Consider the following 18,497-nt stretch of genomic DNA (forward strand, 5'->3'; position numbering starts at 1 on the left):
GCGGGTCGTGATCTCGTCCAGGGCTCCGGCCACCGCGGGCAGGGTGGCTCGGACGACGGCGGCGGACTCTTCGGACAGCATGGAGACTCCCGGAAGGGGCGGAGGTGTGCATCGGGCGCCGCGTCCCATCGGGGCGCCGGTCTTCTGTGTATCAGGCAACGGACCGCGTTTCGGCACCGTTCGCCCGCTTCGGGCGAAGTGGGGACCAATGGCCCCATCGAGTCGGGAGCATCGGCCCAACGGCCGCCGCCGACCCGGGGTCGTGCGGCCCCGGTACGACGTCCGCGAAGCCCTGTCGCGGCGCCGGCGTCCGGTCAGTGCGTGCCGAGTTCACGGCCGGTGACCATCTCGGGCGCGATCCGCACGAAGACCTCGTTCCGTGCCGGCATCCATGAGGCGGGGCCGCTGCGGGACAGCCGCTCGTGTTCGGCGGGGTCGGTCACCACATCGGCCCGCCCGGTGACGACGACGCTCCAGCCGGACTTCGTGGCCGGGTCGAACTCGTCGCCCTCGAACGCGACGACGACACCGTCGATCGCCCGCACCAGGTCGGAGGTGGCCGATGTGCACAGCAGCACCGAGGCGTCGGTGTCGAGCGCGAAGTTGACCGGGAGTACCGCGGGCAGTGCCCGCCGGGTGTACACCACCCGCCCGACCGGCACCTTGGCCAGCAGTCTCAGGCACTCCTGCCGGTCGAGTGCGCGAAAGGCATCGTTCTGAACCATCACCCCATCGTCTGTTCGATGGTCGACCACAGGTAGGGCCGGTCGGCCCGATCTCCGGGCCCGGACGGACGCGTATCGCGGGGTGGAACCGCGCGGAGACCCCGCACGTGAGACCGCACGCAGGTGCGCGCAGGACCGCACGTGAGACCGCACGGAGAGCCGTGCGGAGAGCCGTACGGAGGACACGCGGGCAGGACCGGCGCGGGAGGACCGCACAGGCAGGCGCTCTGGTCCTCTCACCCCGGCCGGTGTTCACTCGTTTCCGCTGGTTCCAGATGGGTGGCGAGGACGGCGGCCTGGACGCGGCGCTGGACGCCGAGCTTGGCCAGGAGGCGGGAGATGTGGTTCTTGACGGTCTTCTCGGACAGGTAGAGCCGCCTGCCGATCTCCCGGTTGGTGAGCCCCTCGCCGATCAGGGCCAGGATGTCCCGCTCCCGCGGCGACAGGGTCGCCAGCTCCGACGGCTCGGCCGGGCTCTGCACCGGTTCGGTGCGCAGCGACCGCATCAGCCGGGCGGTGGTCGCCGGGTCCAGCATCGACTGGCCGGAGGCCACCGTGCGGACCGCAGAGACCAGGTCCGACCCCTTGATCTGCTTGAGGACGTACCCGGAGGCACCGGCCATGATCGCGTCGAGCAGGGCCTCCTCGTCGTCGAACGAGGTCAGCATCAGACAGGTCAGCTCCGGCATGCGGCTGCGCAGCTCACGGCAGACCGAGATGCCGTCGCCGTCCGGCAGCCGCACATCCAGCACGGCGACGTCGGGCCGCAGCGCCGGGCCGCGCACCAGGGCCTGCTCGACACTGCCGGCGTCGCCGACCACGGAGATGTCCGGCTCGGAGTCGAGCAGGTCGGCGAGGCCCCGGCGGACGACCTCGTGATCGTCGAGCAGAAACACGCGGATCGGGTTCTGCTCGGTGAAAGTGCGTGGCTCGGACATCCTGGCCCCTCGTTACCCGGCGAAGAGGACAGATCACGGTCTGCCCATCATGACGAGCTTCACGCGCCGGGGCCGACCGCACTAGGGCCGATCGGCCCACTCGGAGGTCCCTCCCCGCGCCGGAGTGCCCCGGAGCCCGGCCAGGGGCCGCCCGGCCCGCCGCGCGGACCGTCCGGCCCCGTCGCCGTGGCCCTTCGGCATCGGGCGCGGCGGGGCGCGCGACGAGAGGGTGAGGGATGCCCGATCATGATCCGGCCCCACAGGGAGGGAAGCATCGCCATGCTCGTTCACGGACGCCCCCGGTGGGTGTGACCGCGGTGGCCCGCCGCTCAGAGGTTCGCGGCGTGGTCCGGGACGTAGGTCTGCAGATCGCGCGGCGGACGCTGGTAGCCGGTCGAAGCGGGGCGGTCGGGCAGTTCCAGCACCGGCGGCAGGACCTCGTGGTAGGGCACCGAGGCCAGCAGGTGGGCGATCATGTTCAGCCGCGCCCGCCGCTTGTCGTCGCTCTCCACCACGAACCAGCGCGCATCGGAGACGTCGGTGTGCACCATCATCGCGTCCTTGGCCCGCGAGTACGCCTCCCAGCGGGAGATCGACTCCAGGTCCATCGGCGACAGCTTCCAGCGTCGCAGCGGATCCTCCAGTCGCCTGCGGAACCGATCCTGCTGCTCGGTGTCGCTCACCGAGAACCAGTACTTGCGCAGCAGGATCCCGTCCTCCACCAGCATCCGCTCGAAGATGGGGCACTGCCGGAGAAAGAGCTGGTACTCCTCCTTGGTGCAGAAGCCCATCACATGCTCGACCCCCGCCCGGTTGTACCAGGACCGGTCGAACAGCACGATCTCCCCGGCCGCCGGAAGGTGCTGGATGTACCGCTGGAAGTACCACTGGGTGCGCTCGCGCTCCGTCGGCTTCGGCAGCGCCGCGATCCGTGCGACACGCGGGTTCAGATGCTCGGCGACCCGCTTGATGGTGCCGCCCTTGCCCGCCGCGTCCCGGCCCTCGAAGATCACGACGAGCCGGGCGCCCGTCGCTCGCACCCACTCCTGGAGCTTCACCAACTCGGTCTGCAGACGCAGCAGTTCCTCTTCGTATGCCGCGCGGGGCACCTTCGTCGCCTTCTTGCCGGCCATGCCGCCTCCACCACCCTCTGACCCCCCGTCGATGAGTTCCGGAGTCACCCATGACCAAGGTCGAACACCAGAACGTCACCGTACTTTCCGACGACGAACTGCGCACCCTGGACGCCCACTGGAGGGCCGCCAACTACCTGTCCGCCGGACAGATCTACCTGATGGCGAACCCACTGCTGACCGAGCCGCTGCGGCCGGAGCACATCAAACCGCGGCTCCTCGGACACTGGGGCACCTCGCCCGGCCTCAACCTCGTGTACACCCACCTCAACCGCGTGATCAAGGCGCGTGGCCTCGACGCCCTGTGCGTCTGGGGTCCCGGCCACGGCGGGCCCTCCGTGGTCGCCAACTCCTGGCTCGAAGGCAGCTACAGCGAGACCTACCCGGACGTCCCGCGTGACGCGCCGGGCATGGAGCGGCTGTTCCGGCAGTTCTCCTTCCCCGGCGGGGTGCCGAGCCATGTCGCCCCGGAGACACCCGGCTCCATCCACGAGGGCGGCGAACTCGGCTACTCGCTGGCGCACGCGTACGGCGCCGCCTTCGACAACCCCGGTCTGCTGGTCGCCTGTGTGATCGGGGACGGCGAGGCGGAGACCGGGCCGCTGGCGGCCGCCTGGCACTCGAACAAGTTCCTGGACCCGGTGCACGACGGGGCGGTCCTGCCGATCCTCCACCTCAACGGCTACAAGATCGCCAACCCGACCGTCCTGTCCCGTGTGCCCGAGTCCGAGCTGGACACGCTGCTGCGCGGCTACGGCCACGTCCCCATCCATGTGACCGGCGACGACCCGGCGCAGGTGCACCGGGCCATGGCCGCGGCCCTCGACGAGGCGCTGGACCGGATCGCCCTCATGCAGCGCACGGCCCGCGAGGACGGCGTCACCGAGCGCGTGCACTGGCCGGTGATCGTGCTGCGCACCCCGAAGGGCTGGACCGGCCCCGCAGAGGTCGACGGTCAACCCGTCGAGGGAACGTGGCGCGCCCACCAGGTCCCGCTCGCCGGGGTGCGGGAGAACCCGGACCACCTGCGGCAGTTGGAGGCGTGGCTGCGGTCGTACCGGCCGCGGGAACTGTTCGGCCCCGACGGCAGGCCCGCCCCCGACGTCCTCGCCTGCGTCCCCGAAGGCCCCCGCCGCCTCGGTGCCACCCCGCACGCCAACGGCGGGCTCCTCGTCCGCGACCTGCCCGTCCGGTCCCTCGACGACTTCGCCGTCCCGGTGGAGAAGCCGGGCACCACCCTGCACGAGCCGACCCGGGTCCTCGGCGGCCTCCTGGAAGCCGTCATGAACGACACCCGCGCCCGCCGGGACTTCCGGGTCGTCGGCCCGGACGAGACGGCCTCCAACCGCCTCCAGGCCGTCTTCGGCGCCAGCGGCAAGGCCTGGCAGGCCGGGCTGCTGCCGGTGGACGAGCACCTGGACCGGCACGGCCGGGTGCTGGAGATCCTCTCCGAGCACACCTGCCAGGGCTGGCTGGAGGGCTATCTCCTCACCGGACGGCACGGACTGTTCTCCTGCTACGAGGCGTTCGTCCACATCGTCGACTCCATGGTCAACCAGCACATCAAATGGCTGCGGACCTCGCGGGAGTTGCCCTGGCGCGCCCCCATCGCCTCCCTCAACTACCTGCTCACGTCCCATGTGTGGCGGCAGGACCACAACGGCTTCTCCCACCAGGACCCCGGCTTCGTCGACCACGTCCTGAACAAGAGCCCCGAGGTCGTACGGGTCTATCTGCCGCCGGACGCCAACACGCTCCTCTCCGTCGCGGACCACGTTCTGCGCAGCCGGGACTACGTCAACGTCGTCGTGGCCGGGAAGCAGCCCTGCTTCGACTGGCTGTCCATGGACGCCGCCCGCGCCCACTGCGCGCGCGGCGCGGGCATCTGGGACTGGGCCGGCACCGAGAACGGCGGCGAACCCGATGTCGTCCTCGCCTGCGCCGGCGACGTGCCCACCCAGGAGGTGCTGGCCGCCGCCCAGCTGCTGCGCCGTCATCTGCCCGGACTCGCCGTGCGCGTGGTGAACGTCGTCGACATGACCCGGCTGCTCCCGCGGGAGGAACACCCGCACGGGATGAGCGACTTCGAGTACGACGGGCTGTTCACCACCGACAAGCCGGTGATCTTCGCCTACCACGGCTACCCGTGGCTGATCCACCGCCTCGCCTACCGCCGTACCGGCCACGGGAACCTGCACGTCCGCGGCTACAAGGAGTCCGGCACCACCACCACGCCGTTCGACATGGTCGTCCGCAACGACCTCGACCGCTACCGCCTGGTCATGGACGTCATCGACCGCGTCCCCGGCCTCGCCGTCCGCGCCGCGGCCGTACGCCAGCAGATGGCCGACGCCCGAACCCGCCACCACGCCTGGATCCGTGAACACGGCACCGACCTGCCCGAGGTCGCCGAATGGGCCTGGAACGCCTGACCGCCGCCGTCCACCGGACCCGGGTCGTTCAGCCCACCGCGGCGGGCACCGGGTCCGCCGGCTCCCCGGGCAGCCGGGGACGCACCTCGAAGACGTCGGTCAGGCCGGTGCAGCGCAGCAGCCGCAGAAAGCGGGAGTTGTCGGTGACGAGCCGGAGCCGCCCGTGCTGGTCCCGTGCGCGATTGCGGGCCCGGCACAGCACACCGAGCCCGGAGCAGTCGATGAAGTCGACCGGGCGCAGATCGAGCACCACGTCCGGATGGGGACGGGAGGTCAGGGCGTCCAGGCGTGCCGCGAGCGCGGGAGCCGTCACGACGTCTATCTCGCCCCGCAGCGTCACGACGGTCGTGCCGCCGGAGGTGCTGTGCGTGCGGTACGGGGCGGAGCCGGTGTCGTTCTCGTCCATGGGACGAGACAAGCCCTGGTGGAGGGGTCCGCGGTAGGGCCGTTCGGTCCCTTTCGTGCGGGTCCGGCCGGGACCGGCTGCCCTCCCCGTCGCACGGGCGGCCCGTGCGAGCCGCGCGCCCAGCGGACAAGCTGGATGTGTCGGGTATTCCCGGCACTCGTAGAGGAACGGTGAGGAGCGTCATGAAAGGCTTCGTCTTCCACGGACCCGGGCAGTCAGCCTGGCAGGACATCCCCGACCCCGCGCTCACGGACCCCACCGACGCGGTCGTACGGGTCGACGCGGTGACCATATGCGGCACCGATCTGCACATCCTCAAGGGGGACGTCCCCGACGTGCGTCCCGGCACGGTCCTGGGGCACGAGGCGGTCGGCGAGATCGTCGAGGTCGGCAGCGACGTCCGGACGGTACGCCCCGGCGACCGGGTACTGGTCTCCTGCATCAGCGCCTGCGGGCGCTGCCGCTACTGCCGGGAGAGCGCCTACGGCCAGTGCCGGGGCGGCGGGGGCTGGATCCTCGGCCATCTGATCGACGGCACCCAGGCCGAGTACGTCCGCGTCCCCTACGCCGACCTGTCCGTGCACGTGCTCCCCAGCACGGTCGCCAACGAGGACGCCGTGCTCCTCGCGGACATCTTCCCGACCTCCTACGAGGTCGGCGTGCTCAACGGGCACGTACGGCCTGGGGACACCGTCGCCGTCGTCGGGGCCGGGCCCATCGGCCTCGCCGCGATCGCCACGGCGCGGCTCTTCGCCCCCGAGCGGATCGTCGCCGTGGATCCGGCCGCGTCCCGGCTGGAGGCAGCCAAACGGCTCGGCGCCGACGCGGTGGCCGACGCCCGCGAGGACCCCGAGCAACTGATCGCCGACCTCACCGACGGACTCGGCGCCGACGTGGTCATCGAGGCGGTCGGCCTGCCGGAGAGCTTCGAGGCGTGCACCCGCATGGTGCGCCCCGGCGGCCACGTGGCCAACGTCGGCGTCCACGGCAGGCCCGCCGTACTGCACCTCGAGGACCTGTGGATCAAGAACATCACCCTCACCACCGGCCTGGTCGACACCAGCTCCACCCCCACCCTGCTGCGCATGGCCGCCGCCGGCCGCCTGCCCACCTCGGAACTCGTCACCCACACCTTCCCGCTGAACCAGATGGAGGAGGCCTACGACATCTTCGGCCGGGCCGCCGACACCGGCGCCCTGAAGGTGGTGCTCGGCGACCTGCCGCACCGGGAGGTCGTCCCCGCGGCCTGAGCCCGCCGCACGACGGCCCGGCCGAGGAGCGCCGGACCGTCCCGGACCTCTCCGGCCGCCGGAGCGCACGCGGAACGGAGCGACACCGCGGGGGATCGGTGCCGCTCCTGACTCCAGTGTCCCTCCGGTCGCAGCCGCCCGCAGGGGCTGAAGGTCCCGACCTCGGGGCCGCTCCGGACACCGGGCGCTGCCCTTCGCCGCAGGCCGAGCTGCCCGCCCGGTCACCGCCGGGTCCGCCGGATTCGCTACCGTGCCGTGGGGCCGACCATTACGTTGGCCACATGACCGGACCGGTGGGGTCCGTCGAACAGGGGACCGGAGGAACCGTCAGGTGGGAAGCTCGGAGGAGGCCCGGGTACGGCTGCCGCAGCTGAGGCTGGACGAACTGCTCGAGGAGTTGCAGGCGCGCCTGGACGCGGCCCGCGGCACCCGGGACCGGGTGCACAGCCTGCTGGAGGCGGTGCTCTCGGTGGGCCGGGAGCTGGACCTGGAGCAGGCCCTGCGCAGCATCGTGGAGGCCGCCGCCGTGCTCGTCGACGCCGAGTACGCCGCGCTCGGGGTGATCGGCCCCGACGGCAAGCGCCTGTCCGCCTTCCACACCGTCGGGGTGAGCGAGGAGCAGATCGCCCGGATCGGCCCCTTCCCGGAGGGCCACGGCATCCTGGGCGAGCTGATCCGCCACCCCGAGCCGCTGCGCCTGGCGAAGCTCTCCGACCACCCGGCGTCGTACGGCTTCCCGCCGCACCACCCGCCGATGAACACCTTCCTCGGTGTCCCGATCCGGGTCCGCGACCAGATCTTCGGAAACCTGTACCTGACCGAGAAGCGCGACGGCGCCCAGTTCGACGAGGAGGACGTCGCGGTCACCCTCACCCTGGCCGTCGCCGCGGGTGTGGCGATCGACAACGCCAGGCTGTACGCGGAGTCCCGGCTCCGTGAACGCTGGCTGCGGGCGAACGCCGAGATCGTGCACCGTCTGATGGCCGGAGGCGACCGCGCCGAGATCCTCGGTCTGATCGCCGACCGCGCCCGGGAGATCACCGGCGCCGCACTGGCCGGGGTCGCGATGCCGATGGAGGAGACGGACTCGCTGTCCGTGGAACTCGCCCTGGGCCAGGAGGCGGAGAAACTCCACGGCCTGGTCCTGCCCGTGGAGGGCAGCCTCCTCGGCGAGGCCTTCGCCGGGGCCACCGCCGTCAGCAGCCCGGACGTCGTCCACGACGTACGGGTCTCGGCCGGGGCACCGGGGTTCACCGGCCTCGGACCGGCCGTGGCCGTCCCCGTGGGCACCGGCGAGAGCGGCGTACGCGGTGTGCTGCTCCTGGTGCGGGAAGCGGGACGGACGGCGTTCACGGAGAAGGAGATCGACCTCCTGCGGGGCTTCGCCGCACAGGCGGCGATCGCGATGGAGCTCGCGGAACGCAGGCTGGAGGCCGAGGAGGTCGCGGTGCTCAAGGACCGTGACCGGATCGCCCGCGACCTGCACGACCTGGCCATCCAGCGGCTCTTCGCCACCGGTATGACCCTGCAGAGCGCGGGCCGCTTCATCGAGCACACCGAAGCCTCCGAACGCGTCTCGCGGGCCGTGGACGACCTGGACGAGACCATCAAGATCATCAGATCGACGATCTTCGGCCTGCGCACCCGCGAGGGAGCGGCGGGCAGCGGGCTGCGGGCCCGGGCCGTGCGGGTCGTCGGGGACGCGGCGCCGGTCGTCGGCTTCGCCCCCAGCGTGCGGATGGAGGGCCTGCTGGACACGGAGGTGCCCAAGGAGATCGCCGACCATGTGGTGGCCGTCCTCTCCGAGGCCCTCACCAACATCGCCCGCCACGCCGGCGCCGACCGCGCCGAGGTCGTCCTCGCCACCGACGGGCAGGAACTGCGCCTCTCGGTCAGCGACAACGGCGTCGGCGTCCCGCCCGAGGGCCGCCGCAGCGGACTGCGCAACATGGCCGAACGCGCCGAGCAACTCGGCGGCGGGTTCGACCTCACCGCACCCGCCGGCGGCGGCACCTCCCTGGTGTGGCGCGTACCGCTGAAGCACACCTGACCGGTGGCGCCGGGCCGCGAGCCGTCCCGGCGCCCCGCACCACCGTCCCGCCGCCGTTTCCCCTACGCCGACCCTCCGGAGGTCGTACTGCCATGAGGGTCCACCACCTCAACTGCGGGACCCTGCTCCCACCCACCGCCCGGCTGGTCTGCCACGTCCTGCTCGTCGAGGCGCCGAACGGCCTGGTCCTGGTGGACTCCGGCTTCGGACTGCACGACGTCGACGACCCCGGACGGCGCCTCGGAGGGTCACGCCGAGTGCTCAGGCCCGTGCTGAAGGCGGACGAGACGGCGGCCCGCCAGGTCGAGGCCCTCGGCTTCCGCCGCGACGACGTCCGGCACATCGTCCTCACCCACTTCGACATGGACCACATCGGCGGACTGTCCGACTTCCCCGCAGCCCACGTGCACACCACCGCGGCCGAGACACGCGGGGCCCTCACCTCCCCGTCCCGGCGGGAGCGGAACCGCTACCGGCCCATCCAGTGGGCCCACGGCCCGAAACTCGTCGAACACACCCCCGACGGCGAGGCATGGCGCGGCTTCGCCGCAGCCAAGGAACTCGACGCCATCGCCCCCGGCATCGTCCTGATCTCCCTGCCGGGCCACACCCGCGGCCACGCCTGCGTCGCCGTCGACACCGGTGACCGCTGGATCCTGCACGCCGGCGACTCCTTCTTCCACCGCGGCCTCGTCGACGGCCGTACCCCGGTGCCGCGCGTCCTGCGGGCCACGGAAGCGCTGCTCGCCCACGACTTCCCGCAGGTGCGCGCCAACCACGCCCGCCTGGCCGAGCTGTACCGGCGGGCCGACGCGGACCTGACCATCGTCAACGCGCACGACCCGATCCTGTTCGAGAAGGCACGCGCCGGGCACCTGGGCGGCCCCGCCGCCGGCCGCTGAGGACCCCTCTTTGACCGCGTGGACCAGTTCCTCCCGAACCGCCGCTCCGTAGGTTCCCTTCAACCCCTCGACGAGGGGTCCGCGAACGGCCGGACAAGGGAACTGGTTCATGGAAACAAGCCGATACGACACATGCGTGATCGGGGCGGGGCCCGCGGGGCTGGCGGTCGCCAGGGCCCTGGCGGAGCGCAACCTGCCGTACACCCACCTCGAACGGCACACCGGGCCGGGCGGCATCTGGGACATCGACAACCCGGGCGGCCCGATGTACGAGTCGGCCCACTTCATCTCCAGCAGGACCCTCTCGGGCTTCGGCGGGTTCCCGATGCCCGACACCTTCGCGGACTACCCGCCGCACCGGCAGATCCTGTCGTATCTGACCTCCTTCGCCGACGCCTACGGGCTGACCGAGCGCATCGAGTTCGGAGTGGAGGTCGAGAGGGTCGAGAAGAACGCGGACGGCACCTGGACGGTCACCCGGACCGACGGCCGGCAGACCACGCACGGCGAGGTCGTGGTGTGCACGGGCGCCCAGTGGCACCCCAACGTCCCTGAAATCCCGGGCGACTTCACCGGAGAAGTACGCCACACGCTCGGTTACCGCAGCGCGGAGGAACTGCGCGGCAAGCGGGTCCTGGTCGTGGGCGCCGGGAACTCCGGCTGCGACATCGCCTGCGACGCGGCCCGCAGCGCGGACCACGCGGTGATCAGCATGCGCCGCGGCTACTGGTTCATCCCCAAGCACCTCTTCGGCCGGCCGGTGGACACCATCGCGAGCGGCGGGCCGCACCTGCCGATGTGGCTGGCCCAGCGGGTCTTCGGCACGCTCCTGCGGATCATCAACGGCGACCCGACGCGGCTCGGTCTGCCGAAGCCGGACCACAGGCTGTTCGAGACGCACCCCGCGATCAACTCGCTGCTGATCCACCACCTGCAGCACGGGGACATCACCGCCAAGCCGGGGATCGCCCGCACCGCAGGCCGGACCGTCCACTTCACCGACGGCACCCACGACGACTTCGACCTGATCCTGCTGGCCACCGGATACCTCCACAAGGTGCCGGTCGCGCAGAAGTACTTCGGCGACGAGCAGCACCCCGACCTGTACCTGTCGTCGTTCTCCCGCGAGCACCAGGGCCTGTTCGGCGTCGGCTTCACCGAGACCAACTCCGGCGCGTACCAGCTGTTCGACACCCAGGCCCAGCTGATCGCCGGGTACATCCACGACACACGGCACCGGCTGCCGAACGCGGAGCGGTTCGCCCGCATGATCCGTACCGACCGCCCCGACCTGTCCGGCGGCATCAAGTTCGTCGCCTCGCCCCGCCACACCGGCTACGTGGACAGCACGGCCATCGTGAAGCACCTCTCCAGGATCGCCGCCGACATGGGCTGGCGCACCGAGGGCCAGCCCCCGTCCGTGCGCTCCCCCCGGCACACGGGGGCGCTGTCATGAGCCGCTACGACTTCCACGACAAGGTCATGCTGGTGACCGGCGGCGCCGGCGGGATCGGCAGCGCGCTGTGCCGCCGCTTCGCCGCGGGCGGCGCCCGCTGCGTCGTCGTCGACCTCGACGAGGCCCGCGCCGAGCGGGTCGCCGCCGAACTGCCCGGCACCGGCCACACCGCACTCGGCTGCGACCTCGTGGACCGGGCCCGGGTGGAGCACCTCTTCGAACGGGTCGCGGACGCGTACGGCCGGCTGGACGTGCTGGTCAACAACGTCGGCATGACCAGCGCCGAACGCTTCGACGTGCGCAGCGTCGAGAGCATCGAGCGGGAGATCACCGTCAACCTGACCTCGCCGCTCGTCACCACCAGACTCGCCGTCCCGCTGCTGCGGGCGTCGGCGGACGCCCGGGTGGTCACCACCGTCTCCCTCGGCGGGATCTTCCCCCTGGGCGAGACCCCGATCTACACGGCCTCGAAGTTCGGGCTGCGCGGCGCGATGCTCGCCATCGGCCTGGACCTCAGGAGCAAGGGCATCCTGGCCGGGTCCGTACTGCCGTCGGCGACCGACACCCGGATGCTGCGCCAGGAGGCGGTGGACGGCGGGAACTCGCTCCAGTTCCAGGACACCCCGCAGCAGCCCGCCGACGTGGTGGCGGCCGTGGTGAGCCTCCTCGACCGGCCCCGTCTGGAGGCGTACCCCCGGCCCGGCGAGTCCCGTCTGGTCCGGCTCGCGATGCTGGTGCCGAACCTGCTGCCGAGGGCGTTCCCCCTGTTCCGGCAGCGCGGCGAACGCGGCATGGCCCGCTACCTCGACGAACTGCGCCGCCGCGGACTGGCCCGGCAGGTCGACGGACGCTGGGAACTGGTGGAGGAGGGATGACCGTCGTCGAGAGCCCCGCCGGCGGAGGAGAGACGACCGTCGTCGAGAGCCCCGCCGTGCTGGCCGTCGTCAACCCGGCCACCGGGGAGCAGATCACCACCGTGCCCGCCACCGGCGCCGAAGAGGTCGCCGGGGCCGCCGAGCGGGCCCGGCAAGTCCACGAGTCCGGCGTCTGGTCGGGGCTGCCCGTCCGGGAGCGTGCCGCGGTGCTGCTGCGCCTCGCCGACCTGATGGAACGCGACACCCGGATCCTCGCCCGGCTGGACAGCGAGGACGCGGGAAAGCCCATCACCGAGTGCCTCACCGGTGACGTACCGGGCGCCGTCGAGTCGGTCCGCTGGTTCGCCGAGGCGGCCGACAAGGCCTTCGGCCGGGTCTCCACGGGAGGGCCGGACGCTCTGGGCCTGACGACCCGGGAACCGGTCGGGGTGGTGGCGGCGATCCTGCCCTGGAACTATCCGCTCGCCATGACCGCCTGGAAGGTCGGGCCCGCGCTCGCCGCGGGCAACTGCCTGCTGGTCAAGCCCGCCGAGGCGACGCCGCGCTCGGCGCTGCACCTCGCCCGGCTCGCCGCCGAGGCCGGCCTGCCCGACGGCGTCCTCACCGTCCTCACCGGCCATGGCTCCGTGACCGGCGCCGCCCTGGCCCGGAGCCCGGTCGTGGGCGCCCTGTCGTTCACCGGTTCCACCGCCACCGGGCGCCGCGTCCTGAAGGACGCGGCCGACAGCAACTTCAAACGCGTCTCCCTGGAGATGGGCGGCAAGAGCCCCCAGGTGCTGATGCCCGACGCCCTCTCCTACGCGGACGAACTCATCGACCACATGATCGAGGCCGCGTTCCTCACGATGGGGCAGAACTGCACGGCAGGCTCCCGTGTCCTGGTCCACCGTGACATCGCCGACGAGGTGCTGGAGCGGTTCACGACCGCCGCACGGCGCCTGGTCATCGGCGACCCGGCGGACCCCGGCACCCAGGTGGGGCCGCTGATCGACCGGGCGGCGCTCGACCGGGTCGCGGCGGCGGTCGACGCCGCACGGGACGGCGGGGCCCGGGTCCACACCGGTGGACTGCCCCACGGTCTGCCCCGGCACGGGGCCTACTACCCGCCCACCGTGATCACCCACGCGCCCGAGGGCAGCGACGTCCTCACCAGGGAACTGTTCGGGCCGGTCGTCACCGTCCAGACCTTCACCTCCGAGGACGAGGCGATACGCCTGGCGAACGCCACCGAGTACGGGCTCGCCGCCTCGGTGTGGACCCGCGACCTCGACACCGCGTTCCGGCTCGCACGCGGCGTCCAGGCCGGGGTGGTCTCCGTCAACTCCTACAGCGAGGGCGACATCACGACGCCCTTCGGCGGCTGGAAGCAGTCCGGGTTCGGCGGTGCGGAGAAGTCGACCGACGCCTTCGACCAGTGGACCCGGCAGAAGACGGTCTGGATCCGCACCCGCTGAGACCGAGGGCAGACCCGGGCCGGCACACGCCCGACGTGTGACCGCCCGGACCTCAGCCGGGTGAGGGACGTGCGGGCCGCCGGCGCTCCAGCAGCCTCGCGCGCAGCTCCATCGGTGTCACGCCGTGCCAGCGGCGGACCGCCCGCCGGAGCGCCCGGACGTCGCCGAAGCCGGCCTGCCGGGTGATGTCACGCAGCGTCAACTCAGGCCGGACAGCCAGCTGTTCGACTCTCTCCCGGCGCACTCCGTCGACCAGCGCCTCGTACGTGGTGCCGCACTCGGCGAGCCGGCGGCGCAGGGTGCGTTCGCTGGACGCGTGTCTGCGGGCCTGCTCCACGAAGGAGGGAACGTCCGGAAGGCTCTGCGCGATGGAGATCTCCAGCACTTCGAGGAGGTCCTGCTGGTCACGGCGCGACGCCAGCTGCGAGTCCAGCAGCTCCAGGGTCGAGGCGTAGGTGATGGGGTCCCGTCCCGCCTGGGCCGCGCGCACCCAGCGGGCGGGGAACACCAGGCGGTTGCCGGGCGCGCCGAAGCGCAGCGGGCAGCGGAACAGCTCGTCGAAGCGGCGTGTGTCTCGCGGCGCGGGGAACGTGAAGTCGACCACCTCCGGGGCGAACGAGGCGCCCACGTTCAGCCGGGTGAGGGTGGCGGCGCTGGAGTACGCCTCCTCGATGAGGAAGACGGCGACCGCCGGGTCCAGCGCCGGGTCCGGCAGATCGGCGCGCAGCACGTAGCCGTCGTCCTCCCAGCGGGCCGACCACACCATCATCGCCCCGGAGAGGTTCTGGTAGCGCACCCCCGTCTCGATGGCCTGCTGGAAGGTGTCGGCGGCCATCATGGCGAAGCCGAGCGGCCCCCAGGCGGTGAGGTGCTGTGCCGCGCCCACCCGCAGTCCCAGGTTTTCGTCCCCGGTCAGCTCCAGGGCCCGGCGGATGACGTCGCTGCCCTGGCGGTAGGAGACCCGCAGCGCGGCGGACCGCATCACTTCGGGGTCCAGGCCGACCTCGTCGAGCACGGGCCCCAGATCGACACCGTCCTGCGCGGCGACCCGCGCGAGATACCGCAGGATGTTCGGCGCGATCGTGGCGGAGGTACTGCGACTCGTACCCGCGGTGGCGGCCGTGGAGGGCGCGGAGGCGGCCGGGGCGGTGGCGGAGCGGCCGCCAGTGGCTCTCGGGGAGGGGGCCGGGGCGGCGTCGGCCGCCGCGGTGAGGGCCGCTGCGCTCCGGTCGGTCGCCGCAGTGCTGTGCGAGGGGGTCTCGACGGTCACCCGGTCGGGAGCATCGTGCATCGCGTTCCCTCTCACCCGGGCCGTCCCTCGCCTCACTGTAGGCAACCGGGCCCCGGCCTGTCGCGGGTGTGGCCGCCGCGGCCCCCTGCGCGGCCTCCGACGCCCCGCTCCGCGCCCCCGGCCACGGCTCGCGGCACGCACCACAGCCACCATGTCCTCGCCGCCGTAACCCTCCTCGACGTGGCCGCGCGCGAGGCCCGCTGACCGCCTCAGCGCAGCGTCCCCAGGAACTTCCCCAGCCGGGCGACGCCCTCGCGCAGATCCTCGGCCGACGCCGCGTACGACAGCCGTACGTGGCTCTCCGCCGTGCGCACGCCGAAGTCCCGGCCCGGGGTCAGGGCGACATGCGCCTCCCGCAGGGCCCGTTCGCAGAACTCCCACGAGGTGAGCCCGGTCCCGCTGACGTCGAAGTACACGTAGAAGGCGCCGTCGGGCGGCACCGGGACCGGCAGCCCGATGCGCTCCAGGCCGTCGAGCACGAGCGCCCGCCGCTCGGTGAACTCGACCCGGCGGGCCTCGCAGACCGCCAGGGACTCCGGGGTGAAGCAGGCCAGGGCGGCCTGCTGGGCCGGGGCGGAGGCGCACAGGAAGTAGTTCTGGGCCAGGCGTTCCAGCGCCGGTACGAGCGGCTCGGGCACGACGCACCAGCCGAGCCGCCAGCCGGTCATCCCGAAGTACTTCGAGAAGCTGTTGATCACGACGGCACCGGGGTCGAACGACAGCGCGCTGCGGGGCGGCCGGCCCCGGTCGTCGTGGTCGCCGAGGTCGAGGTAGATCTCGTCGACGAGACGCCAGGCGTCCCGCTCGCGGGCCGCCTCGCAGATCGCCCCGAGCTCGCCGGCCGGCACCGAGGTGCCCGTGGGGTTCGACGGTGTGGCGACCATGACCCCGCGCGTGTTCTCCGTCCAGCTCGCCCGGACCGACGAGGCGGTCAGCTGGTACCGGCCCTCGGCGGTGGTGGGGACGAGGCCGACGCGGGCGCCGAAGCTCTCGACGATCTGCCGGTTGCACGGGTACGCCGGGTCAGCGATGAGCACCTCGTCACCGGGATCGACGAGCGCGGCGGCGGCCAGCACCAGCGCCGCCGAGGCGCCCGCGGTCACGACGACCCGCGCCGGATCGACCTCGACGCCGTGCCGGTCCGCGTAGAACCCCGCGATGGCCTTCCGCAGCGCGGGCAGCCCGAGGGCCGCCGTGTAGGGGAGGGGCCGCCCGTCCATGGCATCCCGCATGGCGTCCAGAACGGCCGGCGGCGCGCCGAAGTCGGGCTCCCCGAGGCTCAGCTTGACGACGTGGTGACCCTGGGCCTCCAGGGCGGCGGCGTGCTTGCCGAACTCCATCGCGTAGAACGGGGCGACCGCCCTGGCACGTGCCGAGATCCGTATGTTGCTCATACCGGGACCTTAAGGGGTGTCCCGTAATCCCCGGCGGGCCCGCGACGCCGGCTCTTGCGGGACGACCCTGGCGCGCTCGGTCCGATGCACACAGAGGGACGATCCCGAGCGGAGGACGCGGGCCCGCCCGGCGGATGCCGCCGGACAGGCCCCCGCCCGCCCGGGAGCGCTCAGCGCTTGAGCGTGAAGGTGAAGCCGCTGGACGTCCTGCCGTTCAGCGGGACCGCCGAGACGAGCCTCCCCTCCCCGGCCAGCCGCTCGACCTCGGCCCGCGGGAGGGCGCAGCCCTCGGCGATCAGCCGGACCGGGCGGACGGGGATCCGGGCCGCGAAGCGGACCGACACGTCGATCACCTCGCGGTCCAGATGCTCCGAACCGCCGGTGTCGAGACGCCGGGCGCCGTCCCAGTCGAGGGCGACGCGACTGCGGCGCCGCACGACCGGATCCTGGAGCAACTCGGCCGCCAGAGCGGGGTCGTTGTCGTGCAGCCGGTTCAGCAGCCCGGGACGTACGGAACGCACGTGCGCCCGCTCCAGGACCGTGAGCTTCGCGGTGTCCCCGCACCCCGTGCAGAGCACGAGGAGCCAGGCGTCGATGAGCTTGTGATGGGCGTTGACACGGAACTTGCCGTTCGCCCGGAAGCGCTCGGACGCGCAGGCGGGGCAGCGACGCACGACGAGCGGCAGGCAGGTGGGCATGACCACCCAGTTGGTGAGCACAGAAGTACACCGGTTTCAGTGAGAAGTCCGCAGCAGGAAGCAGCGCGGCGCGGACCAGCGCGACGCGCGACCATCAGCACTCGGGAGGTCTCACACGGTGTACAACGGCACGTCCTTCATCAGGCGACTCGGGTCGGCAGCACGGTAGTGGCGAACATCGGCGCCGTTCCACCGATTTACGGGCGCCACCGCCGTGCCCGCACCGAACCCGGACGCGCGGTCCTTCTCAGAACCGCGCCCCCACGTCCGCCCCGTTCGCGGGACGCAGGAAGTTCGACGAGGGAATGGCCCCGGTGGCCGTCCTGGGCCCGGTGATCGTGCCGGCATCGGTACCGGTGAACGACCAACTACCGCCCAGATTCCAGGAGTTGCCACTGCCGGTGGAGGTCGAGCCCAGCGAGGCGTCGATGCCGTTGGCGACGGCCAGGTTCCCGGTCAGCGTGCTGGAGGAGCGGTTGAAGGCGAAGCCGGTCCTGGCGTTGTCCCACGCCGTGCAGCGCTCGATCCGCATCCTGCCGGGGTTGTCGTTGTCCACGAACCCGCCGGCGGAGTTGTCCCACGCCATGCTGTTGCGCACGGTGTGGTCCGCGGCCACGCCGTTGCCGCCCATCTTGAAGCCGTTGCCGTCGCCCTGGTAGTCGGGCAGGTTCCACCGGTTGAACCCGTTGCCCCACGCGAGGGTGTTCTCGACGAGGATCGGCGAAGCGTCGAACATCCAGAAGTCCAGTCCGTCGTCCGCGTTGTTCCACAGCCGGGCGCCCCGCAGTACGTTGCCGCCGCCGGACCCCTCCTTGATGGCCAGACCGTCTGCGCTCTCGCCGTTCTTGCGCGGGTCGCGGTTGCCGTGACTGTCCAGGTTCAGGATCCGGTTGCCGCCGGAAGCACCCTGGAGGTGGAAGCCGGACTCGTAGTTGTCCCGGGTGACCAGCCGGTCGAAGACGTTGCCGTTCGTGTCGACACCGAAGACGCCGTAGGGGCCGTGGATGATCTCCAGCCCCGTCAACCGCCAGTGGTCACCCTCGACATGGACGGCCCCGCGATCCGCGCGCGGGATGGACGAGCCCACCGCTCCCGGTGTGTACGGCATGTTCTCGCCGTCGATGATCACCCGCTCGTTGCCGTAGCTCCGCAGCGTGATGGGCCGGCTCGCCGTTCCGCTCTTGAGCAGGCGGATGTTGCTGCCGGGCGCGTACGTACCGCCGCGCACCTGGATCGTGGTCCCGGCCTGTGCCAGGTCCACCGCGCGCTGGATCGTCCTCAGCGGCGCACCGAGCGTGCCCGCGTTGGCGTCGCTGCCGTTCGTCGCCACGAACAGGTCGGCCGCCCGCACCTGGCCGCCGGCCTGCGCGGCACGGTCCGCCGGCGCGGCCTGGGCGCTTCCGGCGGAGGACAGGGCCAGCAGCCCGGCCAGCAGGACACCGGTGGAACGGATGACGGGCTGCAGGCGCATGGTTCGTCTCCAGGATGCGGGG

General features: G+C 72.2%; 15 protein-coding genes. 7 read left to right on the plus strand and 8 right to left on the minus strand.

Translation table 11 applies throughout. The features are described 5' to 3' along the window. Window positions 1-314: 314 nt before the first annotated feature. From AC067N_RS38065 to ppk2, 3 genes are all read right to left on the minus strand, one after another. Entirely contained in the window at window positions 315-725 is a 411-nt protein-coding gene (locus AC067N_RS38065) for a pyridoxamine 5'-phosphate oxidase family protein (RefSeq protein ID WP_478683531.1), read from the minus strand. A 236-nt stretch (window positions 726-961) separates the two neighbouring features. Beyond that, window positions 962-1,663, minus strand: coding sequence for a response regulator (locus tag AC067N_RS38070; protein ID WP_478683532.1), 702 nt, complete (start codon window positions 1,661-1,663; stop codon window positions 962-964). A 329-nt stretch (window positions 1,664-1,992) separates the two neighbouring features. Continuing rightward, window positions 1,993-2,796 carry a polyphosphate kinase 2 gene (gene ppk2 / locus AC067N_RS38075; protein WP_478683533.1) on the minus strand — a complete coding sequence of 268 codons (804 nt, stop codon included), beginning with the start codon at window positions 2,794-2,796 and terminating at the stop codon, window positions 1,993-1,995. 50 nt (window positions 2,797-2,846) lie between these two features. Here ppk2 and AC067N_RS38080 point away from each other — a divergent pair, with 50 nt between their 5' ends. Continuing rightward, complete coding sequence (locus AC067N_RS38080) at window positions 2,847-5,228, plus strand: phosphoketolase family protein (protein WP_478683534.1); 2,382 nt, start codon at window positions 2,847-2,849, stop codon at window positions 5,226-5,228. A gap of 28 nt (window positions 5,229-5,256) precedes the next feature. On the opposite strand, the gene AC067N_RS38085 is transcribed toward AC067N_RS38080, so the two are convergent. Continuing rightward, window positions 5,257-5,634 carry an STAS domain-containing protein gene (locus AC067N_RS38085; protein ID WP_478683535.1) on the minus strand — a complete coding sequence of 126 codons (378 nt, stop codon included), beginning with the start codon at window positions 5,632-5,634 and terminating at the stop codon, window positions 5,257-5,259. 182 nt (window positions 5,635-5,816) lie between these two features. On the opposite strand from AC067N_RS38085, the gene AC067N_RS38090 reads away from it, so the two are divergent. From AC067N_RS38090 to AC067N_RS38115, 6 genes are all read left to right on the plus strand, one after another. Then, the gene (locus AC067N_RS38090; RefSeq protein ID WP_478683536.1) at window positions 5,817-6,884 is read left to right on the plus strand and encodes a zinc-dependent alcohol dehydrogenase family protein; all 1,068 of its coding nucleotides are present in this window, start codon (window positions 5,817-5,819) and stop codon (window positions 6,882-6,884) included. A 331-nt stretch (window positions 6,885-7,215) separates the two neighbouring features. After that, window positions 7,216-8,934: a sensor histidine kinase gene (locus tag AC067N_RS38095; RefSeq protein WP_478683537.1), complete on the plus strand. Its 1,719-nt coding sequence runs from the start codon at window positions 7,216-7,218 to the stop codon at window positions 8,932-8,934. A gap of 92 nt (window positions 8,935-9,026) precedes the next feature. Next, window positions 9,027-9,836 (plus strand): MBL fold metallo-hydrolase, encoded by an 810-nt coding sequence (locus AC067N_RS38100; RefSeq protein WP_478683538.1) that lies wholly within the window; start codon window positions 9,027-9,029, stop codon window positions 9,834-9,836. 109 nt (window positions 9,837-9,945) lie between these two features. Then, window positions 9,946-11,292 carry a flavin-containing monooxygenase gene (locus tag AC067N_RS38105; RefSeq protein WP_478683539.1) on the plus strand — a complete coding sequence of 449 codons (1,347 nt, stop codon included), beginning with the start codon at window positions 9,946-9,948 and terminating at the stop codon, window positions 11,290-11,292. Beyond that, a complete protein-coding gene (locus AC067N_RS38110; RefSeq protein WP_478683540.1) occupies window positions 11,289-12,167 on the plus strand; it encodes an SDR family NAD(P)-dependent oxidoreductase in 879 nt (292 codons plus the stop codon). The genes AC067N_RS38105 and AC067N_RS38110 overlap by 4 nt, the downstream gene beginning before the upstream one ends. Next, the gene (locus AC067N_RS38115) at window positions 12,164-13,621 is read left to right on the plus strand and encodes an aldehyde dehydrogenase family protein (RefSeq protein WP_478683541.1); all 1,458 of its coding nucleotides are present in this window, start codon (window positions 12,164-12,166) and stop codon (window positions 13,619-13,621) included. Before AC067N_RS38110 ends, AC067N_RS38115 begins: the two co-directional genes overlap by 4 nt. Before the next feature lie 52 nt (window positions 13,622-13,673). Here the strand turns inward: AC067N_RS38115 and AC067N_RS38120 are convergent, their stop codons facing one another. From AC067N_RS38120 to AC067N_RS38135, 4 genes are all read right to left on the minus strand, one after another. Further along, window positions 13,674-14,912, minus strand: coding sequence for an AraC family transcriptional regulator (locus AC067N_RS38120; RefSeq protein WP_478683542.1), 1,239 nt, complete (start codon window positions 14,910-14,912; stop codon window positions 13,674-13,676). Between the two features lie 209 nt (window positions 14,913-15,121). After that, a complete protein-coding gene (locus AC067N_RS38125) occupies window positions 15,122-16,297 on the minus strand; it encodes a pyridoxal phosphate-dependent aminotransferase (RefSeq protein ID WP_478683560.1) in 1,176 nt (391 codons plus the stop codon). A 179-nt stretch (window positions 16,298-16,476) separates the two neighbouring features. After that, window positions 16,477-17,025, minus strand: coding sequence for a DUF1062 domain-containing protein (locus AC067N_RS38130; RefSeq protein ID WP_478683543.1), 549 nt, complete (start codon window positions 17,023-17,025; stop codon window positions 16,477-16,479). Window positions 17,026-17,251: 226 nt separating this feature from the next. Beyond that, window positions 17,252-18,475: a right-handed parallel beta-helix repeat-containing protein gene (locus AC067N_RS38135; protein WP_478683544.1), complete on the minus strand. Its 1,224-nt coding sequence runs from the start codon at window positions 18,473-18,475 to the stop codon at window positions 17,252-17,254. Between the last annotated feature and the right edge of the window lie 22 nt (window positions 18,476-18,497).

Source organism: Streptomyces sp. NPDC042364 (genome assembly GCF_056437585.1).